The following is a 26,867-nucleotide window of genomic DNA, read 5'->3' as shown; positions in this document are numbered from 1 at the left end:
CGGTGAGAAATCTGCAAATAGACCTGTGATTACATCAATTTCAATGGGCCGCTTTCGCTGTTGTCGATCACGGGCAGCGCGCGCGAGCCCGGCAATTCGTAATGCCACCACTCGCTCGGGATGTGCGTGAAGCCGGCCGCGTGCATGATGCCGAGCAACAGCAGCCGATTGCGCTGCACGTCCTGCGGCAGGCCCTGATGGAAATGCTCTGACTCCTTGACCATCGCGTCGAAGCCCGTGCCCATGTCGAGCGGCTCGCCGTCGCTGTCGAGCAAGGTCAGATCGAGCGCGGTGCCACGGCTATGGTTCGAGCCGCGTCCAAGCTCGGCGATATAGGTCGGATCGGGAAGAAAGTCCCACAGCACCTGTTGCGCTTGCGGCGGACGGTACGCATCGAAAATGCGCAGCTTCATGCCGATGCTCGCGGCGAGTTCGACGGCCTTGCGCAAGCCCGCTTCGGCGGGCGTGAGCAACAGGCAGTGCGCTTGCTTATAGATGGCCTTGCCCGTGAAATTGCGGTCGGTCGCATAGGCGAGGTCGATGTCGACGCCGTGTGTTTCCTGCGTGATATGAATCAGCTGAGGTTTGTCGGTCATGAGAGTCAAAGGTCGAATTGATCGAGCTCGCGCTGCAACTCGCGGTTGCGCGCGACGCGTTCGCCGATGGCGGTACCCAGCCGTTCGACGATCGACGTGATCAGCAGATTGAAGAGGCACGTGAGCGGCGCGAGCGAGTCCCAGAACTGGCCGACGTCTGTTTTCACCTGCAACAGATCGCATGCAAAGTCGCGTGCCCACGGACAATAGAGATCGGTGACGAGCGCAAATGGCAATTCTCGCCGCGCAGCCGCTTCGCAATAACGGCGTGCGATGCGCGAATACGCGCGCGTATCGGTGACGATCAGATAAGGCGATGCGAATTCCGAATTCAGCGAATCGACATATGAGCCCGACATGCCGTCGGAGTAGAACACGCGCGGCCGCAGATATTCGAGGTAGCTGTAGAACGCGTTCGCAATGCCGCGCGTCGATTGAATGCCGAGAATAAAGACGGCATCGGCCGTGGCGATGCGCTGCGCGACGCGCGCAAACGTTTCGGCTTGCGCAAGCTGGTACACGTAGCGGATTGCATCGACTTCGAGATCGAGTGAACGGGCAAGAGCGGTGTCGCGCGTGGCGTTGTCGCTGATATTGTTGTTTTCGCTCTCGTAGTGACGCTCGCTGCGCCACGCGTCGAGCCGGTCGGTGATGAACCACGGGCGCGCTTGCGCGCCGCGCAATTCGCGCTTCAGGTCGTCGAGATTGCGATAGCCGACGCTGCGCAGAAAGCGCCCGACCGAAATGCCGCTCGTGCCCGTCTGCTGCGCGATCTGGTCCGCGGTCTCCAGGCCCAGGCGTTCCAGGTTCGCCAGCATATAACTGGCGATACGCTTGGCCGTGGGCGTGAGCGTCGCGAAACTCGCTTCGACTGTGTGGGCGAACGCGGTGGACATCGAGTCGTTTTCCGGGTCTTTGTTCTGCGTCGTGTCGGTTAGTTATCTGTCATTGCTAAGCGAACTGGTATGTATATGACAAGGACAATAAAGCCAGTGCTAACTTAAATTTTTAATCGAATTCCAAAAACCAATAGAAAAGGGACGCACCGCGCGTCGAATGTCATTCTTCTGTCACGCGTTGCAGCGCGTGTAATGGTCGCCCTCATCTGCTCGCCGATCCGAATGGCGCTAAGATCGTCGCCGCAGCATTCGGGTCGCGTGTATCGAGCACCGCGCGACTTTCATCCCGACGTAACACCGACGGCATTGCATTGGCATGCCGTCCGGCGTTCCCTTTTGAAAGCAGCGGCGCGGCGGCCCGCTGCCCATGTAAAACCACCGTACGTTCCGGCAGAACATCCGCCGGACTTTCTTATAAGTGTTGGAGGGCTGAACGTGAAAAAGCTGACTACTGCCTTTGGCGCACCCGTAGTAGACAACCAGAACATTCAGACGGCGGGGCCGCGTGGCCCAGCGTTATTGCAGGACGTGTGGTTCCTCGAAAAGCTCGCGCACTTCGACCGCGAAGTGATTCCCGAGCGCCGGATGCATGCGAAAGGTTCGGGCGCATTCGGTACATTCACCGTCACGCACGACATCACGAAGTACACGCGGGCAAAGATCTTCTCCGCAGTCGGCAAGAAGACGGAACTGTTCGTGCGGTTCTCGACGGTGGCGGGCGAGCGTGGCGCCGCCGATGCGGAGCGCGATATTCGCGGCTTCGCGATCAAGTTCTATACGGACGAAGGCAACTGGGATCTCGTCGGCAACAATACGCCCGTGTTCTTTTTGCGCGATCCGCTGAAATTCCCCGACCTGAATCACGCGGTCAAGCGCGATCCGCGCACGGGCTTGCGCAGCGCGGAAAATAACTGGGACTTCTGGACGCAATTGCCCGAAGCACTGCACCAGGTGACGATCGTGATGAGCGATCGCGGTATTCCGAAGTCGTTCCGTCATATGCATGGCTTCGGCAGCCATACGTTCAGCTTCATCAACGCCGCGAAAGAGCGCTTCTGGGTGAAGTTCCATTTCCAGACGCAGCAGGGCATCCAGAATCTGACCGATGCGGAAGCGGCCGCGCTCGTCGGCGCCGATCGCGAGAGCTCGCATCGCGACCTGTATGAAGCGATCGAGCGCAAGGAATTCCCGAAGTGGACGATGTACGTGCAAGTGATGCCGGAGAAGGACGCTTCGAAGTGCTCTTACAACCCGTTCGACCTGACGAAGGTGTGGCCGAAGAAAGACTACCCGCTGATCGAAGTCGGCGTGATGGAATTGAACCGCAACGCGGAGAATCATTTCGCCGATGTCGAGCAGTCCGCGTTCAATCCGGCCAACATCGTGCCGGGTATCAGCTTCTCGCCCGACAAGATGCTGCAAGGCCGGCTCTTCTCATACGGCGATGCGCAGCGCTATCGCCTCGGCGTGAATCACAGCCTGATTCCCGTGAATGCGCCGAGATGCCCGGTGCACAGCTATCACCGCGACGGCTTCATGCGCGTGGACGGCAACATGGGCGGCGCCACGCCGTATAACCCGAACACGCGCGGCGAATGGCTCGATCAGCCGGACTTCAGCGAGCCACCATTGTCGATCGAAGGCGCCGCGGATCACTGGAATCATCGCGTCGACGAAGACTACTATTCGCAACCGGGCGCGCTGTTCAGGCTGATGAGTGCCGAGCAGAAGCAGGCGCTGTTCGACAATACGGCGCGCTCGCTGGCGGGCGTGTCGGAGCCTGTCCAGAAGCTGCACATCGAGCATTGCACGAAGGCCGATCCGGCTTATGGGCAAGGCGTTGCGGCAGCGCTGGATTCGGTGAAGAAGAGCAGCGCTACGCCGAATCGCGCGCTGTGAGCCGCTGTGAGCCGCTGTGAGCCGTTGTGAGATGCGCGCACTGCGCATCGCACGTGACGCGGCGATGCAAGGAAGCGTTTAGCCTGAGCGTTCCCCGAAGATCGGCTGAGGCCGACCTTCGGGACCGCGCCAAAGAGCCGACGCGCGTTCCCGGATTATTCAAGCGACGCAACGAAAATGCGCGCGATCTCTTCGAGTCCGCGCTGGTCATCGTCGTCGAAGCGCGCGAGCATGGGGCTGTCGATATCCATCACGCCGACCAGTTCGCCATTCGACTTTTGCAGCGGAATCACGATCTCCGAACGCGAGGCCGAGTCGCACGCGATGTGACCGGGGAACGCGTCGACATCCGGCACGACTTGCGTTTGTCGCGTCTGCGCCGCGTGGCCGCACACGCCGCGACCCATCGGAATGCGCACGCAGGCAGGCTTGCCCTGAAACGGGCCCACCACGAGTTCGCCGTCGATCGCGAAATAGAAGCCCGCCCAGTTCAGTTGCGGCAGGCTGTGAAAAATCAGCGCCGACAGATTCGCCGCATTGGCGATCTGATTCGATTCGCCCTCAAGGAGCGAACGCGCCTGCGAGGCCAGTTCGCGATAGAACTCGGCCTTGGGCAGCGCGGTATTGATGGTGGCTTCGAACATCGGATGCACTCACGTCTGCTTCATTGAAGCAGCCATTCTCGCATCAATGGGCGCGACGCGACGGCAGGCGTGTCAGATGCCGATGAATTCCGCGAACTCGTCGAGCGGCGTGCGCTGCGCACGCCACTGGTTGATCGCGGCGTCCGTATCCTCGTAGCCGATTGCCATGCCGCTGAACAGCATGCGCTCGTCGGGCAAGTCGAGAAACGCGCCGATCGTCTTCGGATACATTGCCCAGCATTCCTGCGCGCAGCTATGCAGCCCTTCCTCGCGCAACAGCAGCATGACGGACTGCATGAACATGCCGAGATCGGACCATTGCGGCGGTCCCATGCGACGATCGACGGTGCAGAAGAGCGCAAGCGGCGCATCGAAGAACGCGAAATTGCGCGCGAACTGCGCGAGACGCCCGGGCCGGTTCTCGCGCGCGATGCCGATGCTGCGATACAGATCTTCGCCGACCTCGAAACGCCGCTCGCGATACGGCGAATGAAGATTCGGCGGATAGATGTGGTACTCCGTTTCTTCGCCACCCGGCGCATCCGCGATGCGCTCGCGCATGATGTGCTTGAGTCGCGCGAGTGCGTCGCCCCCTACGACATGGATATGCCACGGCTGCAGATTGCCGCCCGAAGGCGAGCGCGCGGCAGTGGCGAGCACACGGCGGATCACGTCGGGCGCGACGGGGTCGGGCAGAAACTGGCGCACCGATTTGCGGCTGGTGACTGCATCACTGACGTTCAAGCTTTTCTCCGTGAGCCATGGCCAACGACATAGGCCGATGATACAGGCGATGATCCGCGTGTCCTGCTAAAGCTTCTGTAAGGCGGTGCCGTTAATGGGACCAAAACCCGGGGACCAAAACCCGGGGACCAAAACCCGGGGACCAAAACCCAGGGACCAAAACCGAGCGACCAAAACCGAGCGACCAAAACCGAGCGACCAAACCACGATGACCATACGCAAAACAAATGGGGAGCCGCATTTGAATACGATGAAGCGGGCAACACATGTCGCCGCGATCGCCGCGATTGCTGCACTGGCTGCGCTGGCCGGTTGCGTCACGAGCGAGCAGCAGATCTCCGCCGCGCCTGCACGGCCGCGTCCCGCTGTCGTCGCGGTGCAGGCTCCGCCGCCTGCCGTCGTCGTGCGCGCGCCGGCGCCTGCGCCCGTTGGGCAGCCTGTGTACGTGTCCGCGCCCAGCGACGTCTATATTGCAGGCGTCGTGGATCGCGACGTGGTGTTCGTCGGCGGCAACACCTATCTGTGGGTGGTGGGCCCGGATGGCCGGCGTCATCGGCATTTCTACGCGCATGGCGATCGCCGCGCCGAAGTGTTCCGCCGACGCGAGCATCTGCGCGCCGAGATTGCGCGTCGTGGCGGTCACGCGCCGAGCCACGCGGTCGTCGCGCATCGCGACGCACATGCACCGCATCGGGCCGATCGTCGTGTAAGCGCGCCGGCGCGGCATGCGTCAGCGCAGCATCGTCCGCAGCCTGGCGCGGCGCACGTGGCGGAGCATCACGGCAACGATCGCGGACCGCGCGGCCACAACCGGCCGCCGCGCGTCGAGGAGGCACAGCAGCAGGCACCCCACCGGCAGGGGCACGCGGGCTGAGCGCTCATTCATCGTAGGGTCGAGCGTCGTGCCAGTCGCTGATGTGTGACGGCTAGTTCAAATCACTTACCTGAACCGTATGCGCGCACGAAGAACGCAATCGTGATGCACGCCGTCAGCGTCAGCGTGCCGTAGCGGATCACGCGCGCGGGCGCGCGCCGTCCCACGTGTGCGCCGCCGTATCCGCCGAGCGTCGCGCCGATCAGCATCGCGAGAGTCTCGGGCCAATGCACCGCGTGCGCGACGATGAACGCGAGGACGGCCATCGTGTTGGCCGCGCTCACGAGCAGCGTGCGCGGTGCATTCAGCAGCTTCAATTCGCGGCTGTCGAGCAGGCCCCAAACGGCCATCATCATGATGCCGACCGCGCCGCCGAAATAGCCGCCATATACGCCGAGCACGAACTGGATCACGAGCACGGCCGCTCGCCCGATATGCCAGCGCTCGCGCATCCATTCGCCGAAGCGCCGGCCGAATGCGAGCGCGAGCGTTGCGAACAGCAGCAGCCACGGCACGACGAAATCGAATGTCTTTGCAGGCGTGAGCAGCAACAGCAGCGCGCCGCAAATCCCGCCGATCAGTGTCGTGACGATCATCGCGCGCAACGAAACGGGGCCGATCGGCCCGAGTCCGTCGCGATACGCCCACGCGCTCGCGAGGCCGCCGGGATAGAGCGCGACGGTGCTCGAAGCGTTCGCCTGAACCGAAGGCACGCCCGCTGCGATCAGTGCGGGAAGCGTGACGAACGAGCCGCCACCCGCGAGCGCGTTCATGCCGCCTGCGAGCAGTCCCGCGCCCGCTACAAGGAATAGACCATTCATGCGACGCATCATAGCGGCGGCGGCTTCGCGGATACAATCGGGATTCTCCGATGCCAGTGTTCGCCCCAGCCGAAGATGACGACGTCGCGTTTTGACCTTACCGATTTGCGGCTATTCCTGATGGTCGTCGAGCACGGCAGCCTCACGCGCGGCGCGCAGGCGATGCACCTCGCGCTTGCTTCGGCGAGCGAGCGCATCTCGGGCATGGAGTCCGCGCTCGGCACGCCGTTGCTCGAACGCACACGGCGCGGCGTGCGCGCGACGCCCGCAGGCGAGGCGCTCGTGCGTCACGCGCGGCTGATCGTCGGGCAGATCGAGCAGATGCGCGGCGAGCTGCGCAGCTATGCGACGGGCCTGAAAGGCCGCGTGCATCTGATGTCGAACACGGCGGCGCTCGCATCGTTTCTGCCCGAGCAGTTGTGCCGCTTCTTGAGCGCGCATCCCGATCTCTCCGTCGACATCGACGAACGGCCGAGCGCCGACATCGTGCGCGCCGTGGCCGAAGGGCGCGCCGACCTTGGCATCGTCGCGGATATCGCCGATCTGGCCGCGCTGCAAACGCATCTGATCGCGGACGATCAACTGGTGGTCGCCGCGAGCCGCGCGCATCGCATTGCCAATGACGCGCGCGTCGCGTTCGCCGATATCGTCGACGAGGCCTTTGTCGGCCTTTCCGATGCGGCGCTGGAGCGGCATCTCACGGAGCGCGCATCGCGGCTCGGGCGGCAGATGCAATATCGCGTGCGTCTGCGCAACGTCGCCGATCTGGGCCGGCTGATCGAAGCGGGTGTCGGCATCGCGATTCTGCCTGCCGCGTGCACACAGCCGCTGCGCGACGCGAATCTCGCGATCCTGCCGTTGTCCGAAGCCTGGACGTCGCGGCGCCTGCATCTGTGCGCGCGGGACTTCGCGGCGCTCACGCCACATGCGCACGCACTCGCGAAACAGCTGATGACGCTCAATGCAGTGACGCCATAAACGCGGTGTCGCGATAGCGCCGCCATACGTGTGCGCCGCTACAACTGCGATTCGATCGGCAGTATGCCGAGCAGCCAGATGCCCGCCTTGCGCAGCGCCGACACATCCGGCTCACTGTCGAGGACTTTCGTGCTGCCGTCGGGCGCCGTATCGATCCACACGATGCTGTTCGTGCCGTTCGGATTCGGTCGCAGTTCGAGCCGCCAGGCGATGTGGTCGAGGCTCGGCTCGAGCGTATCGACGACTTGCGATGCGGCCGCTGCACTTTCGCAATACACGCCGATTTCCGTATTGAGTTCGACGGAACGCGGATCGAGATTCATCGAGCCGATAAAGAGCGTGTCGCGGTCGAACACATAAGTCTTTGCGTGCAGCGATGCCTTCGACGAGCCGAACAGTTGCTTCTTGTCCTCGTCGCTCTTCTCGCTCGCAACGGGCTTCAGTTCGTAGAGCCGCACGCCCGCTTCGAGCAAAGCCTTGCGGTAGCGCTGATAGCCCGCGTGAACGGCGGCGACATCCGTGGCGGCAAGCGAGTTGGTCAGCACGGTCACGCGCACGCCATTGTGCGTGAGTCCCGTAAGCCACGCGACGCCTTCTTTTCCGGGCACGAAATAAGGCGAGACGACGAGCATCTGATGCTCCGGCTGAAGGTGGAGCGCCTTCAGTTGCGTCATCAGATGCCCTTGCGCGTTGCCCGGCGAGCGCGTGATTTTCGCGGGATCGTCGTAGAGCAGCGTGGCTTTGCCCCACGAGTATTGCGCCGCGTCGTGCGAATGAATCACGTGCGTGAGCCGCGCACGCGCATTGACGACGTACGGGTTGTTCTCTTCGGACGCGAGATACGCGTCGAGCTTCGCGCGAATCTCCGTGAGCGCGTTGGAGTCCGCTTCGCGGCCCATCAGGCTGGCGATGGGATATGACGCGTCGGAGTTCCAGTACAGGTCGAATGCCGTCGATACGTCGCGAACCACGGGACCATGCACGAGCACATCGAGGTCGCCGAAAGCGACATCGGTCGACGCGCCGAAGTACTCGTCGCCGATATTGCGGCCGCCGAGTATCGCGCCTTCGTTGTCCGCGATCATCGATTTGTTGTGCATGCGCCGGTTCACGCGAAGGAACTCGGTGGCCATGCCGATCTTCTTGAACGTGCGGCTCGCGACGGGATTGAAGAGGCGTATTTGCACGTTCGGATGCGAGTCGAGTGCGAGCAGCAGCTTGTCGTCGGCGTTGGTGCCGAGATCGTCGAGCAGGATGCGCACGCGCACGCCGCGATCGGCGGCGCGCAGCACGGCGGCGCCCAACGCGCGGCCCGTCAGGTCGTCGTGCCAGATGTAGTACTGGAGATCGAGCGTGCGATCGGCGGCTTGCGCGAGCACGAGGCGCGCGACGAGCGCATTGACGGCGTCTGGCAACAGATGGAACGCGCTTTCGTCCGGGTGCTGCTGCTCTTGCCGCGTGAACGCGTTCGCAAGGCGCGTGTTCTGCGTATCGGTGACGGCATGCGTCTCGACGCGGTCCGTCTGCGGCGGCAAGCTCGCGCACGAAGTCAGCAAGGCCACGGTGAAGGCCGCGAGAAGACTTCGTAGCTTGATCATGTGCGCGCTCCGCAACGGGATGCGCGTCAGATTAGCGGGAGCGTTGGGCGGTTACAAGGGGAACAAGCGGGAACAAGCGGGAGCAGGCGGAGCGCCGCCGTGGCAGCGCGTTACGAGTCGAGCGAAGAGGCGCGGTTCGTCGGCGCTGCGCCCATCAGCAGCGTCAGGATCTTCACGATCATCATGGGATCGACGGGCTTCGCGCAGACGGCGTCGAAGCCGCCGGCGCGCAGCTCGTCGAAGTTGTCGTCGGTCTCATAGGCCGTGTATGCAAGCAGCGGCACGGACGCGGTCTCGGACGACGCACGCAATGTCCTCGCGACGGCGAGCCCCGACACGCCCGGCATCGCGACGTCGAGCACGATGCCGTCGGGATGCCATTCGTTCGCAATCTTCAGCGCGTCGCAACCGTTGTAGGCGACGCGCGTGTCGAAGCCGGTGCCGGCGAGAAAGGCAGCCAGTGAGTCGGCGGAATCGATGAAATCGTCCACGACGAGTACGCGTGGCGGGATCGAATGCGCGGCGAAGCGCGCTTCTGTCCATATGCGATTTCGCGCTGGCCTGGAGCTCGTGTTGCGCATGCTGCTCCCCCTGAATGGTCCGTCGCTGTTTGCGGCTGGTCGTCTGTCTGTCTTGTAAGCAGACGCAGCAACGGGCATTCCATCCTCGCATCCGGCCAGCTTTCAATCCCGCAATGCGAGCCGCCGCGCAATACCGGAAAACGCTGGATATTCAGCGAATTCGCGCACGCTTCGGCGCTGGGCTCCGGAAGCCGCCTCGCGCACCCGGCGTGTCAGATGCGCCGCGCGTCGACCATGAAAGTCCGTCACGCGGATTGCAGCTTTTCCATATGCCGCGAGGGTCGAATCGGCGGGCGGCGGCGCAAGCGCGGAACGCAACAGGGCGAACGCCGCGCTGCAACGCACGGCTGCGTGTTTCGACGGGCACATAGACAAAGGCCTGGCGGGCGATTTGCCATGCTACGATGCCGTCATCCGCCGGGAGAAACCCAGCCCCGGATTGCATCGCACTTTCTTCGCTGCAGGAGGCTTGCCATGCACTTCGACTACAAGGGATTTCGTATCGACTGCCGGGCGAGGCACGACGAAGACGGTCACTACGTCGCCCAGGCCAAGCTCACTCGAGCGGCGACGGCGCATACGCCCGCCGAAGTGCATCAATCAGGCGACATCGATTCATTCGTCGACGAATCGGACGCGGTGACATGCGCGCGAACGTGGGCGATCGAATGGATCGATGAAAACTGGGACTAGCCGGACTGCTTTATCGCCCGGCCTCTGAAGTTCCACGCCGCGCGGAAGAACGTGCAATACCTATTGCGCCGTTTGCTGGCGCCGGTACTCGTTCTTCTTCATCTCCAGGTACTCTTGCCGGTCGAGCTCGTGCAACTGGCGCGGGTACTGCTCGGTTGCATCGAACCATGTCGCGAAGCGTCGAGCGGCGCGCTTGTCGGCGGGCATCGCGAGCGAAGCCAGATAGGCGTCGATTGCGAGGTAATAGCGCATCGTATTGCGTTCGACGAGCCCGCGCACGCCGCCGATGTAATCGCCGTCCGGCGCCTTCGTGAAGCCCACTTTCCCGCTGCCTAGCGTCGCGAGATAGGCCTTCATCGCAATGCGTCCTGCTGTGCCGAAGCCATACGAGTAGGTGAGATGCAGGAAAGTGCGCCCATTGCCGATGTCGGCGGCTTCGAGCACGATGCGGTAGTCCTTCGTGCTGAGCGGTCCCGTCGCCGCGCTCAGATTGACCTGGAAGTAGTCGGGGCTCGTCGCCACCGAGCGGTAGTCGAATTGCACACGGTACGTGTCGCCGAGTTCCTGTTCCGTCTTCTTGCCCACGTTCATGCTGATGATCGCGCCGTTGCTGCCTGAAGAAGCATGACAGTACTTCGTGTTCAGATGCAGGATCAGCACCTCGCACCAGTTGGCGGGGCCTTGCTGCGGATCGTTGAGCGCGCTGTTGACGAGCTCGAAAGGATAATCGACGACGGCGTAGATATCGCCCTTCAGCGTGCTCTGCGTTTCTTCCGAGTCGAGATGGATCGGGCGATGAAACGCGTTCGACTTGAGTTGCGGCGCGAGCGCGTCGTACTTGTCCCTGAGCGCCGTGGCGTTGTCGTCGGCCCATGTCAGCGCGCCGAGCGACAGGCCCAATAGCGCGAGCACCATGAACGCAAGTCGCCTCGTGATACGCATGATCCGCTGAGTGCTCATGACGGCGCTCCCGCTGACAGCTTCGTGGCTGGTCAACCCATTGGGCAAATTTCGCACGAATATAGCAGAGACGCTAACAAAGAAGCGCTGAAATGCGGATGAGCCGTTCGAGCATAAAGGTGATTTGAACCGGCATTCATCGCAGCATCGTTCGTTCCTAGAATGGCCTCCATGCGTTGACTCCCGTCACGCAACCACCTCTCGGTCAATTTCTGGAGCAGATCATGGGACGTCTCAATAGCCAAACCATCAGCGAAGCCACCGGCCAGGCCGCCGATCTTTTTGCGGGCATCAAGCGCGCTGTCGGCATGGTGCCGAATGCGTATGTCGACATCGGCACGAACAGCCCCGCTGCACTGCAAGTCGTGCTGACCACGGGCGACGCGCTGAGCAAGGGCGCGCTGTCGCGCAAGGAAGTGGAAGCCGTCAAGCTCGCGATCAGCGGAGTCGCGGATTGTGATTACTGTCTTGCAGCTCACTCGCTGGCGGGCCGCAAGGCCGGCATTGCGGCCGACGATATCGCCGCGCTGCGCGAAGGGCGCGATTCCGCCGATGCGCATCTGAATGCAATCGCAGCGTTTGCGCGCACGGTGTCCACGACGCGCGGCACCGTGCCCGTCGAAGTCGTCGATGCCGTGAAGGCTGCGGGCTATAGCAACCAGCAGATCGTCGAGACGCTGCTCGCGATCGCCGACATCACGTTCACGAACCTGTTCAATCGCGTGAACGATACCGTCGTGGATTTTCCGAAGATCTGACGCAATGGCGAGCCGCTCGAGTCGGGTGGCTGCCATGCGCCCGTGACTGGCCACCGCCCGTCACGGGCGTTTTGCATTGATCGCGTATGGCTGTGCGGCAGCGCGTCTCCCTGGATTCATTTGTAGCGATTTGATTCAGCGCTCGGGCCGCAAGGTTCGATCCGCTAGAATGAGGCTCGCTTTTTCAACCAAGGAGATTCGCGTGAAATCAGTTGTTGCCCTGCTCGCCGCAGCCGCGCTCGCGTCAACGGCGCTCACCGCTCAAGCTGCATCGACGGAAAAGCTGCCCTCGGGCGTCGTCGTCGAACACCTGACGCAGGGAAGCGGCCCACAACCCACGGCCGCCGACGTCGTGCGCGTCAACTATCGCGGCACGCTCGCAAACGGCACGGAGTTCGACAGCTCGGCCAAGCACGGCGGTCCGGCAGAATTTCCGCTCGGCCGCGTGATTCCCTGCTGGACGCAAGGCGTCGCCACGATGACAGTGGGCGAAAAGGCGAAGCTGACCTGCCCGGCCGCTACGGCTTACGGCTCGCGCGGCGTCGGCCCGATCCCGCCGAACAGCGATCTGACATTCGAAGTCGAACTGCTCGCGATCGTCAAGTAACGATTTCTCTTTGCGCAGCGCCCTGGCTCCCCACGCAGTTCTATTGTGGCGGCGGCGCTGCACTTTCTTCCCGCCTCGCATTCCACATCGTGAGGAGCAAAAGCTCCGGCGGCGCAAATCCCGTATTGAATCGTTTGATTATCGTTAACGCTGGTTGGCAGAAGCCAAATTGGCGTGATACCTAATTGGTCTTGCGGCGAGTCAGATGGACGATTGGGATTCTGTCACCAATATGAAAAACTGCGCGCTCAGAATCCCGCAAAAAATAAGATTTGCATGACGGGGTATAGGGTGACCAGAAAACAAAGGGTGCTGTTCCTCTGCCGGGACAACGCAGCGCTTAGCATCTTGGCGGAAGCCTTGCTGCGCGAGCTGGACGGATTGCATTTCGACGCTTTCAGCGCAGGTCTCGAACCCGCCGACAAGGTCCACGCGGCGGCAATGGGAGAGTTGCGTCACGGTTTTTCCAGCCTGGAGCTGCTCAATCCGAAGAGCTGGCTGGAGTTCACGAGCGAATGGGCGCCGCAGATGGACTTCGTCATTACCTTGTGCGAAGAGTCCGCGCGCGTCGACATGCGCGCGTTTCACGGCGGGCCGCAATTGCGTCACTGGACGCTGACGCCGTCCGCGCGCTCCGCTGCGGGCGCGTTCGAATACGCGTTCTGGCAGATATTGAAGCGCGTCGAAGATTTCATCGCCGCCGAACGCCGCCCCTGGCCGTCATTGAAATTGCCGTCGGTTGCGCCTTGCGCGCCCGATGCGTGTGATCTGCTGTTGAGCGGCCAGTAACCGCTTAAAGCAACGGCTTAAAGCAACGGCCCAAAGCCGCAGCCACGGAACGCGGCTGCATCGGGAACCTGAATTGCTCGGTCAGTCATGATCGGCACCGAGTGCTTACACAATCAGGGAACCCGATGAAAGCCGAAGCCAATACCGAAGCCAGTCATGCACTGCCGCACGACGGCACTGCCGAAGCCCATTTCTCTCACTATGCCACGCCGTTGATCGACCGCGCGCTCGCTTGCGCGGCCACGCTGCGCGCCAATCCCGACGCGGAAGTGCTGCACGACCTGCGTGTGTCGTTGCGGCGCTTGCGTTCGTTGTTGTGGGCGTACCGGCCGCTTCTCGACGACACGTTCGACGCGCAGCAGCGCGCGCTCTTCAAGTTCTTCGCCAGCGCGGCCGGCAAGACCCGCGACTGGGACATTCTGATTGGCTTGCTCGAAGAGACAGCCGACACGCAAGGTCAACCCCACGAGGCGCTCGAAGCAGCGCGAGCAAAGGCGCTGGACGCGAGCCGCGAAACGCTTGCGCACGCCAACGTGAAGAGCGCGCTGCGCGATGCGCTCAAGGACGCGAATCGCAAACTGAATACCGCGCACGAGCGCACGCCGCTGCCGAAGTTCGCGCGCAAGCGGCTCACGTCGGCGCAAAGGTCGATGGAGAAGCGCATGAAGCGAGCGTCACATGCGAAGCGCTCGGACTATGCGTCCTATCATGAAGTGCGCAAGGCAGGGAAGAAGCTCCGCTATCTGATCGAGTTCTTCGAGCCGGTGCTGAAGAAGAAACAGGTGAAGTCCGTCAGTTCGCTGAAGAAGCTTCAGAAGCGCTTCGGCGAATTGAACGACGTCATCGCGAGCGAACAGTTGCTTCGCGAGAACCCGAGCGTGTTTTCCGACGAAGCGCTAAGCGCACGCGCGCTCGACTCGCTTGCCAAAGAACGCAAGCGCCGCATGCGCGCGGCAGCGAGGCTGTTATGACGGGCGCCAACGATGCCGCTCGTGATGACGCGTCAATGCATGTGCGCTACCGGTTGGCGCTCCAACGTTTGCACGTCATGTGTCATGTCGATGGAAACGGATAGAAGCGCAGCCGCGTTGCGACGCGATGGATGCTGAAGGCGATTGCGCGGGCCTTGCCGTTCCTGGGCTGGCCGCCTGGCGCCCTGTGTCCTGCTAGTGCCCTGTTCGCGAGCGCAGTGTCTGGCGCACGCGCTTCGCCGCGAAGAGCGGCACATAGTCGAGAATGCGTGCTTCGCGCTCATAGTCCTCGACGGCGTCTGTGTACATCTGCGATACGACTTCTTCGGGACTGTCCGTGGATTCTGCGATTTCGTGCACGATCTTTTGCGAGTCGGCCGTCTTCATCCGGGGTCTCCCATCATTCAGTCACTAGTCGAAAGCTTGAATTGAAGAACACACGGCCGGTCACTGCCAATAGAACTTCGCAATCGACGGACCCAGACCGGTGCCGTTGTACCGCAGCGCGCGAAGAATGCCTGATTGATCAGACAGATAGCACACCTGCGCAAGAACTTTTCCACAGGCCTGTGCACAGAAATTGTGGATAACGCAGAACCGGATCGTCGATGAAAGCTCGCCGTCATTGAAGCCACTTGCGTACGTCTTTTTCCCAGTCGGGCTCGCCGCATCCTTTCGGGTTCTCGGGGCCGAGCACCGTGATATAGCCTCTGCTCTTCATGCACGACTCGTACGCGCGCACCTTCGTGCACTGGCCCGGGCCTGAATTCATCGCGACCGTCTTGCATTGCGCAATCGAGTGGTCCATCGGTCCAAAGTCCATGTCGCTCGAGCGGTTCAGCGACGGCGCATCCGCGCCTGTCGCCGAGAATTCGACGGGGCCCGTGTGCGTGCACGCCGTTGCCAGCAGCGCGAGCGCCGCCACCGCTAACCGTGCGTGCAAGACGTCGCGAACGTGGGCGCGCATTGTCATGATTCGATTCCTTATTGATGAGCCTGGCGCATAAGCGGTTGCATCTTGCGAATGATTGAACTCGAAAAGAGCGATGCTGTTATTCGCCGATCAGATGCAGCACGATATCGCGTTCCTGCGGCCGCGCGCGATGCTCGAACAGATAGATGCCCTGCCATGTGCCGAGCACCATGCGGCCGTGTTCGACGGGGATCGAGAGCTGCACCTGCGTCAATGCGGTGCGAAGATGCGCGGGCATGTCGTCGGGGCCTTCCGTGTCGTGCTCGTATCGGCCGGGATCTTCGGGTGCGAGTATTGCGAAGTGCCGTTCGAGATCGCGTTGCACCGAAGGGTCCGCGTTCTCCTGAATCAACAGCGACGCCGACGTGTGCCTGCAAAACACGGTCAGCATGCCCGTCTGGATCGATTCGTCGCGCACGAACGCGGCGATCTCCGCAGTGAAATCGAATAATCCGCGAGCGCGCGCCCGCACGTTCAGATGTCGAATAGCCTGGCGCATGAATCGTTCTCCGATGTGTCCGTTGTGTCGCGTCGTTGCGAAATGCAATGCTTGTCGATGAGTTTACCGCGCGCTTCGCGTTTCATCTTCTGCGACAGGGCGAGTCGCGGCACATCGATTGCTAGGCATTTCGCACAGCCGATTTCGCTTTGCAAAAAAGACTATGCTGGCGATGCCGAATTGCTTGCCGTTAATCGGCAACTGAAAGGAGGCCGTCATGGAACGCGACGAATTCATCGACGCGCTGAAGCGCGAAGGCTTCGCTGAAATCGTGACCGTGACACGCGATGCACACGGCACGCTCGACGATCACGCGCATCCTTTCGAAGCGAAAGCGCTGATCCTGCACGGCCAGTTGACGTTGCGAGTCGGCGAGTCGGAGCGCGTGTATCGAACGGGCGACGTATTTCATTTGCACGCAAACGAAAACCATTCGGAGCGTTTCGGGCCGGACGGTGTTCAATATCTGGTCGGCCGCAAATGAAGGCATTACGGGTCCGCGACAGTCGCGGCAGCCTCGCTGCAAGGTCCGCGCCGAGCCGTTAATATTTTTGGACCATGCGTTGCCGCGCGATGCGCCTGCGCGTTACCGATCACTTCACTCTCGAGGAGGCCCTGAATGACGACGACGCCCGTCTGGTTCATCACAGGCTGTTCAACCGGTTTCGGCAAGGAACTGACCCGCGCGGTGCTCGCGCGCGGTTGGCGCTGCGTGGCCACGGCGCGCAACGTCGCGTCGCTTGCGGATCTGGCCGAGCCCGGCAGTGATGCCGATGCGTGTCTGCTGCGTGTGATGCTCGACGTGACGGACGACGCGCAGATCGCAGCCGCCGTCGATGCCGCGCAAGAGCGTTTCGGCGCGATTGACGTGCTCGTGAACAATGCGGGCTACGGCTATCAGTCGTCGGTCGAAGAGGGCGACGAAGACGAGATACGCGCGCAGTTCGACGTGAACGTGTTTGGCCTCTTCGCGATGACGCGTGCGGTGCTGCCGGGCATGCGGGCGCGCCACAACGGACATGTGCTGAACATCACGTCGGTCGCGGGGCTCCTGGGCTTTCCGGGCTCGGGCTATTACGCGGCGACCAAGCACGCCGTCGAGGGCTGGTCCGATGCGCTCGCAACGGAAGCCGCGCCGATCGGCATCCGCGTGACCTGCATCGAGCCGGGGCCGTTTCGCACGGACTGGGCGGGCCGCTCGCTGAAGCAGACGCCAAACCGCATCGACGACTACGCGGAGACGGCGGGCAAGCGCATGCAGGCGACGGCGCAAATCAGCGGCCATCAGCCCGGCGATCCGGCGCGCGCAGCCGAGGCGATGATCCGCATCACTGAAACCGACGAGCCGCCGCGTCACCTCGTGCTGGGCGCATTCGGCGTCGACGCGGTGTCGAAGCGCCTGCATGCGGCGCTCGCCGATATCGACGCGTGGCGCGAGACGAGCCTCGGCGCCGACTTTCCCGATGGCGCGAAGTAGTCACTCAGGCTGTGGCGCGTCGGGATAGTACTGCGGTGCTTCGCGCCGGTCATGCATGCCATAGTCGCGTATCACGCGCACGCTGCGCAGCCGCGCACCGCCGGGTAGCGCGAGCGTGTTCGCGTAGCTGTCGGCGGCCTGCCTGTCGCGCCATGCCGTGAGAAGAATTACGTCTCCAGGTGTCAGCACGGCGTCGAACGCGTCCCACGAAACGAGGCCCGCTGCGTCGTCATGCAGTCCCAATGCGATCGCAACGTCGTGCGCGCCCGCCTGCATCACCCATTCGGCTTCGCGGCGCGCGTCGATCAGCACGATCGTCGTCGCGTCACCTGCCTGCGTTTCGTCGAGCCGCTGTTCCGCGATCGCGTAGCCTTCGGGCGGGTGCGTGTCGCGCGTCACCTGGCCGACGCGCAGATGATAGTCACGCAACGTCTGCGCGCGGCCCTTCTCCTGCATCCCGTGATGCAGCGCTTGCGTGCGCCAGCGCACGAGCGCTTTTTCATCGCGCCAACTCGATAGCGACAGCAGCCACCCTTCGCGCGTGAGACTGCGATAGCGAATGTTGTCGATGAAACCATCGATCTGCTCAAGTTCCGGCTTCAGTTTCTTCGCGTAGCCGAGATACGCGTCCCATTGACCGGCGCGCGGACGCACTTCGAACAGCACTGAAAACATCGTGTCCTCCCCGTATTCAGACGGCTGCGATGCAATCGATTTCGATATCGAAGTGCCCTGGCCACGCGGGCACGCCAACGAAAATGCGCGCGGGCGGATCGTTCGGGAAATAGCGCGCGTAAATAGCACTGACGGTCGCGAACTGCTCGACCGAAGTGCAGTAGACATTGCACTTCAACACATTATCGAGCGACGAGCCCGCTGTCTCGACACACAGCTTCAACTGTTCGAGCACGAGTTCCGCTTGACGTTCGAGCGGCGCATCCACGACTTCGCCCGTTGCGGGATCGAACGGCGGCAGACCCGATACATAGATCGTGTCGCCGTGCCGCGTGACGACGGAAGTCGGCGCCTTGAATCGTTCGAGCCAGCTCGACAGCGGTTCGACCCGGATGATCTCGCGTTTCATTGCGATGCTCCTCGTGCGTGATGTCGAAGCCATCGTAACGCCATCGGCTGCGATGATGTTTCAGAGCGAAGCGAAATGACAGACGGGCGCGCATGAGCATGAATGCGTGCAGGAAACCACCTCATTCTTCGCTCATTCTTCGAGCCTACGATGCACCCATCGATTCAACACGCTGCGCGCCGCATCATCCGGCGCGCTGCGGTGAGAGGGGAAAATCATGAACAGGTCATGGGTCAAGGCATGCTCGTCGGTGCTCGTCGTTTCGCTCGCGCTGAGCGGCTGTGCGACATTCGACGGAGCCGCCAATGTCTATTCGGCGTCGCAGGCGCAGCGTGAAGAAACGGTGCGCTCCGGGACCGTCGAAAGCGTGCGCGGCGTCACCATCGATGCGAGCAATGGACAGCCCGGCGTACTCGGCGCGCTCGGCGGCGGGCTGCTGGATGCCGTCGCGGGAAGCTCGATCGGCGGAGGGCACGGCTCGCTGCTGTCGGGCGTCATCGGCGGCATTGCGGGCGCAGTGGCGGGCGATCAGGTGCAGAACCATTTCGCGCAGAAGCACGGCGTCGAAATCACCGTACGGCTCGACGACGGCTCACTGCGCGCCGTGACGCAAAGCGTCGACGGTCCGATGTTCTATGCGGGCGAACGCGTCCGGTTGCTGTCGAGCGGCGGCGTGACGCGCGTGACAGTCTGAATGATGCGTGACGTTCAAAAGCAAAACGACCTCGCAATGCGAGGCCGCTTCACGTTTCAACCGCACGTTTCGTTCAGACAGCTAACGCTGGCAATCGCGCTCAACCCGGCAGGCGATTCGCAACGGCCACCGTCGCGTGGTTGTTCGACGCGACGCCCGTATCGGCCGGCAGCGCGGAGCCTTGTGCCTGCGCGACGAGATTTTCCGCGGACGGGCCGATTGCGTCGGTGAACGTCTTAGGATGCACGCCGATCGCGAGCACCAGCACGGCCATCGCACCGAGCAGCGCGAACTCGCGCTTGCACAGATCGCGCAGGCTCGCGACGCGCGTATTGCGGATCGCGCCGAACATCACGCGCTTGTACATCCACAGCGTGTATGCGGCGCTCAGGATCAGCGTCAGCGCAGCCGTTGCGCCGATCCAGAAGTTGAAGCGGATCGCGCCCATCAGCACGAGGAATTCGCCGACGAAGCCAGACGTGCCCGGCAACCCGACGTTCGCCATCGAGAACAGCATCGCGAACGTCGCGAGCTTAGGCATCGAGTTGGCGACGCCGCCGTACGCATCGATCGCGCCGCTTTTCGTGCGGTCGAACAGCATGCCCGTGCACAGCAGCATCGCGCCCGCCACGACGCCGTACGACAGCATCTGCACGACCGCACCTTCCGTGCCCATGCGGTCGAACGTGAAGAGGCCCAGCGTGACGAGACCCATGTGCGCGACGGCGGAGTACGCGAGCAGCTTGCGCATGTCGGTTTGCGCGAGCGCGAGCAGGCTGCCGTAGATCACGGCGACGAGCGACAGCGCGATCATCGCGGGCGCGAAGAAGTGGCAGGCGTCGGGCACGATGGGGAGCGCGAAGCGCAGCAGGCCGTAGCCGCCCATCTTCAGCATGCCGAGCAGCACGGCAGCGCCCGTCGGGCCGTCCGAGTGCACGTCAGGCAGCCACGTGTGCACGGGCCACATCGGCACCTTCACCGAGAACGCAGCGAGGAAGCCGATGAACACCAGCAACTGCGGCGTGAAGTCGAGCTTCAGCGCGCGCCACGCGGCGATGTCGAACGTGTGCGACTGCGCCCACAGATAGATCAGCGCGGCCAGCATCGCGAGTGAGCCGACGAGCGAAAAGAAGAAGAAGCGCACGGCCGCATAGACACGGCGCTTTTCGCCCCACGTGCCGATCAGCAGGTAGAGCGGAATCAGCGAGGCTTCGAAGAAGACGAAGAACAGCATGCCGTCGAGCGATGTGAACACGCCCTGCATGCAGCCCGACAGCAGCAGGAACGCGCCGTAGTACTGCGCGACGCGCTTCGTGACCGATTCCCACGACGCGATCAAGATGATCAGCGTCGTCACCGACGTCAGCACCGTGAACCACAGCGAGATGCCGTCGACGCCGAGGTGATACGAGATGCCGAAATCGGGTAGCCAGGGCAGCTGTTCGGCGAACTGCATCGTCGCCAGCGACGAATCGAAGCCCGACACGAGCGGGATGACGGGCAGGATGCTCACGGCGGCGCCCGCCAGCGCGAGCCAGCGCGTGCGGTTCGGGGCGCTCTCGGAGCCGGTGGCCAGCACGACGATGCCGGCGAGGATCGGGACCCAGATCAGGAGGTCGAGGACTGATGGGAAGTGCATTTACTCGTTCGACGCGAATAGCAGGCCCTCGCCTGAAAAGGCGAAGGGAGGAAAAAAACCTTACATGGACATTTCGACGGTCGGCCCCTGAGCGGAGCGGGACGGTGCGCAGACTTGCGCACGTGCATAACCAAAACGCATGAGGCGGTCAGGGTTAACGAGCATACATCAAAACAATAATGTTGCGCTGCGACAAGAGTCAATTTAATTTGTTGCAGAACTGGCTATTGACACTGATGCGCATGCCTGAGCAAGTGACTTGCGCTGCACAAAAAAGCGACAGTGGAAGCGCTTCCGCACGCCGAACTCAACGGTTGCTTACAGGGGTTGCCCTAGATTGAAGCGGCCGTTGTTCACGATACGCTTAAGTCGCGAGGAGCCGAACCATGAGAAAAGTTTTCCACATCGCCGTGATTGCCCTTTTAGCCTACCTGGTTGCTGACCGGGCGCTTCTACATGCGCAGACTCGCGAAGCCAGCACGTTCGCTTGTGCTCAGGGCGCGGAACAGGTGAAGCTGGATGCGCTAGGGCGGGGATTCGACGACGCTGCTGCGAGCAGCCAGGGCGAGGCGTTCAGGTCGGGGTGTCTCGTGACGGGACGCGGCCGTCCGACGGAGATGCTGGCGCGCAACTGATGCGCCATCGAGTCGCCATCGAGTCGCCATCGAGGCGCTATTGAGGCGGAAGGGCAGGGGGAACGTGCCGGTCGCACGATACGACATGTGCGACCGGCATCGGACGCGATGTACGCGCTTAGCGCGACATCATGTTCATGCTGACGTTATGCATGACCCACAGCGTGCCGCCGATCACGATCACGGCGGTCAGCACGGTGTACGCGAACGCCGTCAGGTTCCAGCGCTGGCTCGACGAGCCGTTCATGTGCAGGAAGAAAATCACGTGCACGATGATCTGTACGAGGCCGAGGCCCGCGATCGCGTAGATCGCCTGCGTGCCCGTCAACGCGCCCGTCAGCACCACGCCGAATGCGGCTGCCGTCAGGATGACGGACAGCACGAAGCCGATCGTGTAGCTGCCGAAGCTGCCGTGGTTTTCTTCCGAATGTGACGAGTGAGAATGGCTGCTCATTTAGATCACGCTCGCAAGATAGACAAACGAAAAGACACCGATCCACACGATGTCCAGGAAGTGCCAGAAGAGGCTTAGGCACGTCAGGCGGCGCAGTTCGCGTTCGCCGAGGTCGTGCGCGCGCACCACCTGGATCATCATCACGATCATCCACAGCAGACCGGCCGAGACGTGCAGGCCGTGCGTGCCGACCAGCGTGAAGAACGCCGACAGGAACGCGCTGCGGTCCGGACCTGCGCCTTCGGCGATCAGATGCGAGAACTCGCGCACTTCGAGCACGACGAACGCCGCGCCCAGCACGAACGTCACCGCGAGCCACAAGAGCGTCGCGCTCTTGTTGTTCTTGTGCGCGCCCAGCATCGCGAAGCCGTAAGTGATGCTCGAGAACAGCAGGATTGCCGTCTCGATCGCGACGCCCGGAATCTCGAACAGGTCTTTGCCGCTCGGACCGCCGGCGAACTGATGGCTCATCACTGCAAACGTCGCGAACAGCGCCGCGAACAGAATGCAGTCGGTCATCAGATACAGCCAGAAGCCGAACACCGAATGGGACGGAGCGTGTTCCGCGTCGTGATGCGGCTCCGCAAGAATAGCTTTTTGAAGCATCAGGCAATCTCCTCAGGCTCGGGCATGCGCTTGGCCGCGCCTGCACCTGCACCCGATCCGGCGCCGTGGCGCTCTTCGATCAGTTGAACCGTATCGGCCGGGATGTAGTAGTCGATGTCGTTATCGAAGCTGCGGGCGATCACAGTCGCGATCGCGCCGATGAAGCTCGCGATCGCGAGCCACCAGATGTGCCACGTCAGCGCGAAGCCCAGCACGAGGCTGAACCCGCCGATCCACACACCAGCGCTCGTGTTCGACGGCATATGGATGTCGCGGTACACGGGCTCGCTGCGTTCCACCTTGCGGCGTGCCTTGATCTCGACGAATGCGTCGAGCTCGCGCACGATGGGCAGCGTCGCGAAGTTGTAGATCTGCGGCGGCGAGGTCGTCGCCCATTCGAGCGTGCGGCCACCCCACGGATCGCCCGTCAGGTCGCGATTTTCCGGCTTGTTGCGATCGCGGATCGACACGACGAGTTGCAGCAGCTGGCACGCGATACCCATCGCGACGAGCACGGCGCCCACTTCGGCGACGAGCAGCCACGGATGCCATGCCGGGTTGTCGTAGTGGTTCAGACGACGCGTCATGCCCATGAAGCCGAGCACGTACAGCGGCGTGAACGCAACCCAGAAGCCGATCTGCCAGAACCAGAATGCCGCCTTGCCGAGCTTCTCGTTCAGCTTGAAGCCGAAGGCCTTCGGGAACCAGTAGTTCATGCCCGCGACGTAGCCGAACAGCACGCCGCCGATGATCACGTTGTGGAAGTGAGCGATTAGGAACAGGCTGTTGTGCAGCATGAAGTCCGCGCCCGGAATCGCCAGCATCACACCCGTCATGCCGCCGATCGTGAACGTGACCATGAAGCCGACCGTCCACAGCACCGGCGTCGTGAACTGAATGCGGCCCTTGTACATCGTGAAGAGCCAGTTGAACACCTTCACGCCCGTCGGGACCGCGATGATCATCGTCGCAATGCCGAAGAACGCGTTGACGTCGGCGCCCGAGCCCATCGTGAAGAAGTGGTGCAGCCACACGAGGAACGACAGGACCATGATCGCGCAGGTCGCCCAGACCATGGTCTTGTAGCCGAACAGCGGCTTCTTTGCGAACGTCGCGATGACTTCCGAGAAGATGCCGAACGCCGGCAGGATCAGGATGTAGACCTCGGGGTGGCCCCATGCCCAGATCAGGTTCAGGTACAGCATCGCGTTGCCGCCGGCTTCGTTCGTGAAGAAGTGCATGCCGAGGTAACGGTCCAGGCCGAGCAGCGCGAGCGCGACGGTCAGGATCGGGAACGATGCCATGATCAGCACGTTCGCGCACAGCGAAGTCCACGTGAACACGGGCATCTTCATCAGCGTCATGCCGGGCGCGCGCATCTTGATGATGGTCACGAAGAAGTTCACGCCTGTCAGCAGCGTACCGATACCCGAGAGCTGAATACTCCACAGGTAGTAGTCGACGCCGACGCCGGGACTGAACTGCAGCTCGGACAGCGGCGGATACGCGAGCCAGCCGACCTGCGCGAACTCGCCGATCAGCAGCGAGATGTTGATCAGGACCGCGCTGATCGCCGTCATCCAGAACGACAGCGAGTTCAGGAACGGGAACGCGACGTCGCGCGCGCCGATCTGCAGCGGAACGATGATGTTCATCAGGCCGACCATGAAGGCCATCGCCATGAAGAAGATCATGATCACGCCGTGCGCCGTGAAGATCTGATCGTAGTGATGCGGCGGCAGATAGCCGGGTGCGTGATACGCGAGCGCGAGCTGCGTGCGCATCATGATCGCGTCGGCGAAGCCGCGCAGCAGCATGATGAGGGCGACGATGATGTACATCACGCCGAGCTTCTTGTGGTCGACGGACGTGAGCCATTCGGTCCACAGATAGCGCCACTTGCCGAAATACGTGATTGCGCCGAGCACGGCGAGCGCGCCGAGGATCATGCCCGCGCCCGCGACCATGATGATCGGCTCGTGGTACGGAATGTCCGCGAGGGTTAATTTACCGAACATGCTTACCCCTTGGTACCGTTAGGCCCACAGTTCGCGTCCTTCATGTTGTCGACGACGTGACCGTTGTTGTAGCGGGCGACGATGTTGTTGAAGAGTTTGGGATCGACCGACGAGAAGTACGACACAGGCGCCTTCTCTTCAGGCTGCGCCACCTTGTAGTAGCGGTCCATGTTGAGGTGATCCGTCGATGCGCGAACCTTCGCGACCCAGGCGTTGAAGTCTTCAGGCGTTTCGGCGAGCGTGCGGAACTTCATGTCCGAGAAGCCCTTGCCGCTGAAGTTGGCCGACGCGCCGGCATAGTCGCCGACTTCGTTCGCCAGCAGATGCAAACGCGTCTGCATGCCCGCCATCGCGTAGATCTGGCCGCCCAGTTGCGGGATGAAGAACGAGTTCATCACCGTGTCGGACGTAATGCGGAAATTCACCGGCGTACCGACGGGAATCGCGAGCTGGTTCACGGAAGCGATGCCCAGATCCGGATAGATGAAGAGCCACTTCCAGTCGAGCGCGACGACTTCGACGGTGATCGGCTTCACGTCCGATTCCAGCGGCTTGTACGGGTCGAGCTCATGCGTGCTCTTCCACGTCAGGACGGCGAGGAACAGAATGATCAGCGCAGGGATCGTCCAGACGGCCACTTCGATCGCGGTCGAATGCGCCCAGTCCGGACGGTATTCGGCCGCCTTGTTCGAGGCGCGATAACGCCAGGCGAACAGCAGCGTCAGGAGGATGACGGGGATCACGACGATCAGCATCGTCCACGTCGAAGTCGCGATCAGCGACTTCTCGGCGGCGCCGATAGGGCCTTTCGGCATGAGCACTTCAAGGTTGCACCCCGATAGCAGGAACGCTGGGGCAATTGAAACGAGACCGACTAGCCGGCCCGCGATTTTTTTCATCGTCGCGGCCCTCTCTACAAAATCAAACAAACGAACGCTTGCATTTCCTTGCTCCTTTTATAAGCGCTCGCATAATACGAAGAACACGTGTTGCAGTACAGCACTTTGACGCGAACGAACTATTGCGTAATAAGCAGTGAGACATAGTGTCGCAATGCCGCATTTTTTCGATTTCCGGGCCGCTGGCGCGGCCGAAAAAGCGGCTTTGTAAGTCGTTTGTATGGAGTTGGCGGGCATGCCGGATGCGTCGCGGGCGGCATGCGAGAAGACTACGGAGGACGCGATGGACGATCAGTTCGACCTTCGGCGATTCGTCGACGCCCAGGCCCCGATTTATGCGCAGGCGCTAGCGGAATTGCGCGTCGGACGCAAGCGGAGCCACTGGATGTGGTACGTGTTTCCGCAGATTCAGGGGCTCGGAGAGAGTCCGATGTCCCAAAAATTCGCGATCACGTCATTGCCCGAAGCTGTCGCATATTTGCAACATCCTGTGCTCGGTCCCCGTTTGAAGGAGGCGACGCAGGCGGTCAATGAAGTCGAAGGGTCGACGATCGAGACCATCTTCGGATACCCGGACTATCTGAAGTTCCGTTCGTCGATGACCTTGTTTTCGAAGGCAGCGCCAGGCGAACCCATATTCGCGAATGCGTTGGCGAAGTACTTCAACGGCGAGCCCGACGAGAGGACACTCGAACTCATCTGAACGTGATTCAACGGGCGGCCAGCGGCTCACGCATGAAGCCGCGTCCCCCGCGCGCATCGGGCCACGCAGCGCCGTTGCGCGGATCATCTCGTCAGCCCCGATAAGCGATTCTTAAGGTTCGCACGGCCACAATGTTGCGTCGCGAAGCCCGCTACGAGGCTTTGCCCATCATGACGGGGCACATACATGATTGCGATCTACGCGGCGTTGAAAACGGCCGGCTTGCGTCCAACGTCCAGCCGGGCTGCCGTGCTCAAGCTCTTCCATGAATTTCCGAACGAGCACTTCGGCGCCGATCAGGTGTTCCGCAGGCTCTCGCAGGATACGGAAGCGTGCAGTCTCGCGAGCGTCTATCGCGCGCTCGCGCAGTTGCATGAGGCCGATCTCATCTCCAGTGCGTCCCTTGGCGACGCGCGCATCGTCTACGAACTGAATCGCGGGAAGCGCCACTATCATCTCGTCTGCAATCGTTGCGGGCGCATCCAGGATGCGTACGACCCGGGCCTCGAAGAGCAGCAGGCGAAGATCGCGGCCGAGCATCACTTTCACTACTCCAGCTCCAATCTGGTGATCTTCGGCCGCTGCGCCGAATGCGAAGGCTTGCCCGTCGAATCGGCGCGGCGGGCGGGCGCCAGCTGACGCATTCGTTTCGAACCATCCCTTCGCGCTGCGTCGCCGTCAATGGCGACGCGTGTTCATCGACGACTGAAGCAGCACGAGCGGCATCTGCACGCGGGTTGCTGCGATCTTCGTGTCGGCATGACGCGCCGCCCA

General features: G+C 62.2%; 32 protein-coding genes. 14 read left to right on the top strand and 18 right to left on the bottom strand.

Features of this window, described 5'->3' with window-relative positions; genetic code table 11:
- Positions 1-29: 29 nt before the first annotated feature.
- Positions 30-596, bottom strand: a complete 567-nt coding sequence (gene ddpX / locus AB4Y32_RS10865) for a D-alanyl-D-alanine dipeptidase (protein ID WP_368721338.1) — start codon at positions 594-596, stop codon at positions 30-32.
- Positions 597-601: 5 nt separating this feature from the next.
- On the bottom strand, positions 602-1,492 hold the full coding sequence (gene sapR, locus AB4Y32_RS10860; protein ID WP_368721337.1) for a sap1 transcriptional regulator SapR: 891 nt from the start codon (positions 1,490-1,492) through the stop codon (positions 602-604).
- A 438-nt stretch (positions 1,493-1,930) separates the two neighbouring features.
- Here sapR and AB4Y32_RS10855 point away from each other — a divergent pair, with 438 nt between their 5' ends.
- The gene (locus tag AB4Y32_RS10855) at positions 1,931-3,394 is read left to right on the top strand and encodes a catalase (protein WP_368721336.1); all 1,464 of its coding nucleotides are present in this window, start codon (positions 1,931-1,933) and stop codon (positions 3,392-3,394) included.
- A gap of 155 nt (positions 3,395-3,549) precedes the next feature.
- Here AB4Y32_RS10855 and AB4Y32_RS10850 read toward each other — a convergent pair whose 3' ends face one another.
- Entirely contained in the window at positions 3,550-4,038 is a 489-nt protein-coding gene (locus AB4Y32_RS10850) for a GAF domain-containing protein (RefSeq protein ID WP_368721335.1), read from the bottom strand.
- A gap of 72 nt (positions 4,039-4,110) precedes the next feature.
- Entirely contained in the window at positions 4,111-4,782 is a 672-nt protein-coding gene (locus tag AB4Y32_RS10845; protein ID WP_368721334.1) for a nitroreductase, read from the bottom strand.
- Between the two features lie 250 nt (positions 4,783-5,032).
- Between AB4Y32_RS10845 and AB4Y32_RS10840 the strand changes: the two genes are divergently transcribed.
- Positions 5,033-5,656, top strand: coding sequence for a hypothetical protein (locus AB4Y32_RS10840; protein ID WP_368721513.1), 624 nt, complete (start codon positions 5,033-5,035; stop codon positions 5,654-5,656).
- Positions 5,657-5,718: 62 nt separating this feature from the next.
- On the opposite strand, the gene AB4Y32_RS10835 is transcribed toward AB4Y32_RS10840, so the two are convergent.
- A complete protein-coding gene (locus AB4Y32_RS10835; RefSeq protein ID WP_368721333.1) occupies positions 5,719-6,477 on the bottom strand; it encodes a sulfite exporter TauE/SafE family protein in 759 nt (252 codons plus the stop codon).
- Positions 6,478-6,552: 75 nt separating this feature from the next.
- On the opposite strand from AB4Y32_RS10835, the gene AB4Y32_RS10830 reads away from it, so the two are divergent.
- A complete protein-coding gene (locus AB4Y32_RS10830; RefSeq protein WP_368721332.1) occupies positions 6,553-7,455 on the top strand; it encodes a LysR family transcriptional regulator in 903 nt (300 codons plus the stop codon).
- 38 nt (positions 7,456-7,493) lie between these two features.
- Here AB4Y32_RS10830 and AB4Y32_RS10825 read toward each other — a convergent pair whose 3' ends face one another.
- Both AB4Y32_RS10825 and AB4Y32_RS10820 read right to left on the bottom strand, forming a co-directional pair.
- Positions 7,494-9,053, bottom strand: coding sequence for a phospholipase D family protein (locus AB4Y32_RS10825; protein ID WP_368721331.1), 1,560 nt, complete (start codon positions 9,051-9,053; stop codon positions 7,494-7,496).
- A gap of 110 nt (positions 9,054-9,163) precedes the next feature.
- The gene (locus tag AB4Y32_RS10820; protein ID WP_368721330.1) at positions 9,164-9,544 is read right to left on the bottom strand and encodes a response regulator; all 381 of its coding nucleotides are present in this window, start codon (positions 9,542-9,544) and stop codon (positions 9,164-9,166) included.
- Between the two features lie 564 nt (positions 9,545-10,108).
- On the opposite strand from AB4Y32_RS10820, the gene AB4Y32_RS10815 reads away from it, so the two are divergent.
- Entirely contained in the window at positions 10,109-10,327 is a 219-nt protein-coding gene (locus AB4Y32_RS10815) for a hypothetical protein (RefSeq protein ID WP_087732885.1), read from the top strand.
- 60 nt (positions 10,328-10,387) lie between these two features.
- Here AB4Y32_RS10815 and AB4Y32_RS10810 read toward each other — a convergent pair whose 3' ends face one another.
- Positions 10,388-11,287 (bottom strand): hypothetical protein, encoded by a 900-nt coding sequence (locus AB4Y32_RS10810; RefSeq protein WP_368721329.1) that lies wholly within the window; start codon positions 11,285-11,287, stop codon positions 10,388-10,390.
- Between the two features lie 224 nt (positions 11,288-11,511).
- On the opposite strand from AB4Y32_RS10810, the gene AB4Y32_RS10805 reads away from it, so the two are divergent.
- The 4 genes from AB4Y32_RS10805 (at position 11,512) to AB4Y32_RS10790 (ending at position 14,412) form a co-directional block, all read left to right on the top strand.
- Entirely contained in the window at positions 11,512-12,045 is a 534-nt protein-coding gene (locus tag AB4Y32_RS10805) for a carboxymuconolactone decarboxylase family protein (RefSeq protein ID WP_368721328.1), read from the top strand.
- Between the two features lie 202 nt (positions 12,046-12,247).
- Positions 12,248-12,652: an FKBP-type peptidyl-prolyl cis-trans isomerase gene (locus AB4Y32_RS10800; RefSeq protein WP_368721327.1), complete on the top strand. Its 405-nt coding sequence runs from the start codon at positions 12,248-12,250 to the stop codon at positions 12,650-12,652.
- 348 nt (positions 12,653-13,000) lie between these two features.
- The gene (locus tag AB4Y32_RS10795) at positions 13,001-13,441 is read left to right on the top strand and encodes a low molecular weight phosphatase family protein (RefSeq protein WP_439899771.1); all 441 of its coding nucleotides are present in this window, start codon (positions 13,001-13,003) and stop codon (positions 13,439-13,441) included.
- A 125-nt stretch (positions 13,442-13,566) separates the two neighbouring features.
- Positions 13,567-14,412 carry a CHAD domain-containing protein gene (locus AB4Y32_RS10790; protein WP_368721325.1) on the top strand — a complete coding sequence of 282 codons (846 nt, stop codon included), beginning with the start codon at positions 13,567-13,569 and terminating at the stop codon, positions 14,410-14,412.
- 195 nt (positions 14,413-14,607) lie between these two features.
- Here the strand turns inward: AB4Y32_RS10790 and AB4Y32_RS10785 are convergent, their stop codons facing one another.
- From AB4Y32_RS10785 to AB4Y32_RS10775, 3 genes are all read right to left on the bottom strand, one after another.
- Entirely contained in the window at positions 14,608-14,799 is a 192-nt protein-coding gene (locus AB4Y32_RS10785) for a DUF3562 domain-containing protein (RefSeq protein WP_368721324.1), read from the bottom strand.
- A 235-nt stretch (positions 14,800-15,034) separates the two neighbouring features.
- On the bottom strand, positions 15,035-15,385 hold the full coding sequence (locus AB4Y32_RS10780; protein ID WP_368721323.1) for a hypothetical protein: 351 nt from the start codon (positions 15,383-15,385) through the stop codon (positions 15,035-15,037).
- 79 nt (positions 15,386-15,464) lie between these two features.
- Positions 15,465-15,884, bottom strand: a complete 420-nt coding sequence (locus AB4Y32_RS10775; RefSeq protein ID WP_368721322.1) for a secondary thiamine-phosphate synthase enzyme YjbQ — start codon at positions 15,882-15,884, stop codon at positions 15,465-15,467.
- 217 nt (positions 15,885-16,101) lie between these two features.
- Between AB4Y32_RS10775 and AB4Y32_RS10770 the strand changes: the two genes are divergently transcribed.
- Positions 16,102-16,368, top strand: a complete 267-nt coding sequence (locus tag AB4Y32_RS10770; RefSeq protein ID WP_368721321.1) for a cupin domain-containing protein — start codon at positions 16,102-16,104, stop codon at positions 16,366-16,368.
- 135 nt (positions 16,369-16,503) lie between these two features.
- Positions 16,504-17,361 (top strand): oxidoreductase, encoded by an 858-nt coding sequence (locus AB4Y32_RS10765; protein ID WP_368721320.1) that lies wholly within the window; start codon positions 16,504-16,506, stop codon positions 17,359-17,361.
- Here AB4Y32_RS10765 and AB4Y32_RS10760 read toward each other — a convergent pair whose 3' ends face one another.
- Together AB4Y32_RS10760 and AB4Y32_RS10755 are read right to left on the bottom strand one after the other, a co-directional pair.
- Positions 17,362-18,036, bottom strand: coding sequence for an antibiotic biosynthesis monooxygenase (locus AB4Y32_RS10760; protein ID WP_368721319.1), 675 nt, complete (start codon positions 18,034-18,036; stop codon positions 17,362-17,364).
- Between the two features lie 16 nt (positions 18,037-18,052).
- Positions 18,053-18,445, bottom strand: a complete 393-nt coding sequence (locus AB4Y32_RS10755; RefSeq protein ID WP_368721318.1) for a RidA family protein — start codon at positions 18,443-18,445, stop codon at positions 18,053-18,055.
- 217 nt (positions 18,446-18,662) lie between these two features.
- Between AB4Y32_RS10755 and AB4Y32_RS10750 the strand changes: the two genes are divergently transcribed.
- Entirely contained in the window at positions 18,663-19,139 is a 477-nt protein-coding gene (locus tag AB4Y32_RS10750) for a glycine zipper 2TM domain-containing protein (protein WP_368721317.1), read from the top strand.
- Between the two features lie 100 nt (positions 19,140-19,239).
- Here AB4Y32_RS10750 and AB4Y32_RS10745 read toward each other — a convergent pair whose 3' ends face one another.
- Positions 19,240-20,778 (bottom strand): NuoM family protein, encoded by a 1,539-nt coding sequence (locus AB4Y32_RS10745; RefSeq protein ID WP_368721316.1) that lies wholly within the window; start codon positions 20,776-20,778, stop codon positions 19,240-19,242.
- 386 nt (positions 20,779-21,164) lie between these two features.
- On the opposite strand from AB4Y32_RS10745, the gene AB4Y32_RS10740 reads away from it, so the two are divergent.
- A complete protein-coding gene (locus tag AB4Y32_RS10740) occupies positions 21,165-21,413 on the top strand; it encodes a hypothetical protein (RefSeq protein WP_368721315.1) in 249 nt (82 codons plus the stop codon).
- Between the two features lie 118 nt (positions 21,414-21,531).
- Here the strand turns inward: AB4Y32_RS10740 and cyoD are convergent, their stop codons facing one another.
- The 4 genes from cyoD to cyoA are packed head-to-tail and all read right to left on the bottom strand — an operon-like array spanning position 21,532 to position 25,390.
- The gene (gene cyoD / locus AB4Y32_RS10735; protein WP_368721314.1) at positions 21,532-21,867 is read right to left on the bottom strand and encodes a cytochrome o ubiquinol oxidase subunit IV; all 336 of its coding nucleotides are present in this window, start codon (positions 21,865-21,867) and stop codon (positions 21,532-21,534) included.
- Positions 21,868-22,473 (bottom strand): cytochrome o ubiquinol oxidase subunit III, encoded by a 606-nt coding sequence (cyoC, locus tag AB4Y32_RS10730; protein ID WP_368721313.1) that lies wholly within the window; start codon positions 22,471-22,473, stop codon positions 21,868-21,870.
- The gene (cyoB, locus tag AB4Y32_RS10725) at positions 22,473-24,491 is read right to left on the bottom strand and encodes a cytochrome o ubiquinol oxidase subunit I (protein WP_368721312.1); all 2,019 of its coding nucleotides are present in this window, start codon (positions 24,489-24,491) and stop codon (positions 22,473-22,475) included. Before cyoB ends, cyoC begins: the two co-directional genes overlap by 1 nt.
- 2 nt (positions 24,492-24,493) lie before the next feature.
- On the bottom strand, positions 24,494-25,390 hold the full coding sequence (cyoA, locus tag AB4Y32_RS10720) for a ubiquinol oxidase subunit II (protein WP_368721311.1): 897 nt from the start codon (positions 25,388-25,390) through the stop codon (positions 24,494-24,496).
- Positions 25,391-25,673: 283 nt separating this feature from the next.
- Between cyoA and AB4Y32_RS10715 the strand changes: the two genes are divergently transcribed.
- The gene (locus AB4Y32_RS10715) at positions 25,674-26,093 is read left to right on the top strand and encodes a DUF1810 domain-containing protein (protein ID WP_368721310.1); all 420 of its coding nucleotides are present in this window, start codon (positions 25,674-25,676) and stop codon (positions 26,091-26,093) included.
- Between the two features lie 186 nt (positions 26,094-26,279).
- A complete protein-coding gene (locus tag AB4Y32_RS10710; protein WP_087732864.1) occupies positions 26,280-26,732 on the top strand; it encodes a Fur family transcriptional regulator in 453 nt (150 codons plus the stop codon).
- Positions 26,733-26,867 lie beyond the last annotated feature (135 nt).

Source organism: Paraburkholderia phymatum, assembly GCF_040965635.1.
In the GTDB taxonomy this organism is placed as follows: Bacteria; Pseudomonadota; Gammaproteobacteria; order Burkholderiales; family Burkholderiaceae; genus Paraburkholderia; species Paraburkholderia phymatum_B.
Note: the sequence above shows the minus strand (reverse complement) of the source record. Positions and strands in the feature narration are given on the sequence as shown.

Bases quoted from the DNA above. Each gene is read 5' to 3' on its own strand.
- ddpX (WP_368721338.1), bottom strand. From the start codon at position 596: ATGACCGACAAACCTCAGCTGATTCATATCACGCAGGAAACACACGGC.
- sapR (WP_368721337.1), bottom strand. From the start codon at position 1,492: ATGTCCACCGCGTTCGCCCACACAGTCGAAGCGAGTTTCGCGACGCTC.
- AB4Y32_RS10850 (WP_368721335.1), bottom strand. From the start codon at position 4,038: ATGTTCGAAGCCACCATCAATACCGCGCTGCCCAAGGCCGAGTTCTAT.
- AB4Y32_RS10840 (WP_368721513.1), top strand. From the start codon at position 5,033: ATGAAGCGGGCAACACATGTCGCCGCGATCGCCGCGATTGCTGCACTG.
- AB4Y32_RS10835 (WP_368721333.1), bottom strand. From the start codon at position 6,477: ATGAATGGTCTATTCCTTGTAGCGGGCGCGGGACTGCTCGCAGGCGGC.
- AB4Y32_RS10830 (WP_368721332.1), top strand. From the start codon at position 6,553: ATGACGACGTCGCGTTTTGACCTTACCGATTTGCGGCTATTCCTGATG.
- AB4Y32_RS10825 (WP_368721331.1), bottom strand. From the start codon at position 9,053: ATGATCAAGCTACGAAGTCTTCTCGCGGCCTTCACCGTGGCCTTGCTG.
- AB4Y32_RS10815 (WP_087732885.1), top strand. From the start codon at position 10,109: ATGCACTTCGACTACAAGGGATTTCGTATCGACTGCCGGGCGAGGCAC.
- AB4Y32_RS10810 (WP_368721329.1), bottom strand. From the start codon at position 11,287: ATGAGCACTCAGCGGATCATGCGTATCACGAGGCGACTTGCGTTCATG.
- AB4Y32_RS10805 (WP_368721328.1), top strand. From the start codon at position 11,512: ATGGGACGTCTCAATAGCCAAACCATCAGCGAAGCCACCGGCCAGGCC.
- AB4Y32_RS10790 (WP_368721325.1), top strand. From the start codon at position 13,567: ATGAAAGCCGAAGCCAATACCGAAGCCAGTCATGCACTGCCGCACGAC.
- AB4Y32_RS10785 (WP_368721324.1), bottom strand. From the start codon at position 14,799: ATGAAGACGGCCGACTCGCAAAAGATCGTGCACGAAATCGCAGAATCC.
- AB4Y32_RS10780 (WP_368721323.1), bottom strand. From the start codon at position 15,385: ATGACAATGCGCGCCCACGTTCGCGACGTCTTGCACGCACGGTTAGCG.
- AB4Y32_RS10775 (WP_368721322.1), bottom strand. From the start codon at position 15,884: ATGCGCCAGGCTATTCGACATCTGAACGTGCGGGCGCGCGCTCGCGGA.
- AB4Y32_RS10770 (WP_368721321.1), top strand. From the start codon at position 16,102: ATGGAACGCGACGAATTCATCGACGCGCTGAAGCGCGAAGGCTTCGCT.
- AB4Y32_RS10765 (WP_368721320.1), top strand. From the start codon at position 16,504: ATGACGACGACGCCCGTCTGGTTCATCACAGGCTGTTCAACCGGTTTC.
- AB4Y32_RS10760 (WP_368721319.1), bottom strand. From the start codon at position 18,036: ATGTTTTCAGTGCTGTTCGAAGTGCGTCCGCGCGCCGGTCAATGGGAC.
- AB4Y32_RS10755 (WP_368721318.1), bottom strand. From the start codon at position 18,445: ATGAAACGCGAGATCATCCGGGTCGAACCGCTGTCGAGCTGGCTCGAA.
- AB4Y32_RS10750 (WP_368721317.1), top strand. From the start codon at position 18,663: ATGAACAGGTCATGGGTCAAGGCATGCTCGTCGGTGCTCGTCGTTTCG.
- AB4Y32_RS10745 (WP_368721316.1), bottom strand. From the start codon at position 20,778: ATGCACTTCCCATCAGTCCTCGACCTCCTGATCTGGGTCCCGATCCTC.
- AB4Y32_RS10740 (WP_368721315.1), top strand. From the start codon at position 21,165: ATGAGAAAAGTTTTCCACATCGCCGTGATTGCCCTTTTAGCCTACCTG.
- cyoD (WP_368721314.1), bottom strand. From the start codon at position 21,867: ATGAGCAGCCATTCTCACTCGTCACATTCGGAAGAAAACCACGGCAGC.
- cyoC (WP_368721313.1), bottom strand. From the start codon at position 22,473: ATGCTTCAAAAAGCTATTCTTGCGGAGCCGCATCACGACGCGGAACAC.
- cyoB (WP_368721312.1), bottom strand. From the start codon at position 24,491: ATGTTCGGTAAATTAACCCTCGCGGACATTCCGTACCACGAGCCGATC.
- cyoA (WP_368721311.1), bottom strand. From the start codon at position 25,390: ATGAAAAAAATCGCGGGCCGGCTAGTCGGTCTCGTTTCAATTGCCCCA.
- AB4Y32_RS10715 (WP_368721310.1), top strand. From the start codon at position 25,674: ATGGACGATCAGTTCGACCTTCGGCGATTCGTCGACGCCCAGGCCCCG.
- AB4Y32_RS10710 (WP_087732864.1), top strand. From the start codon at position 26,280: ATGATTGCGATCTACGCGGCGTTGAAAACGGCCGGCTTGCGTCCAACG.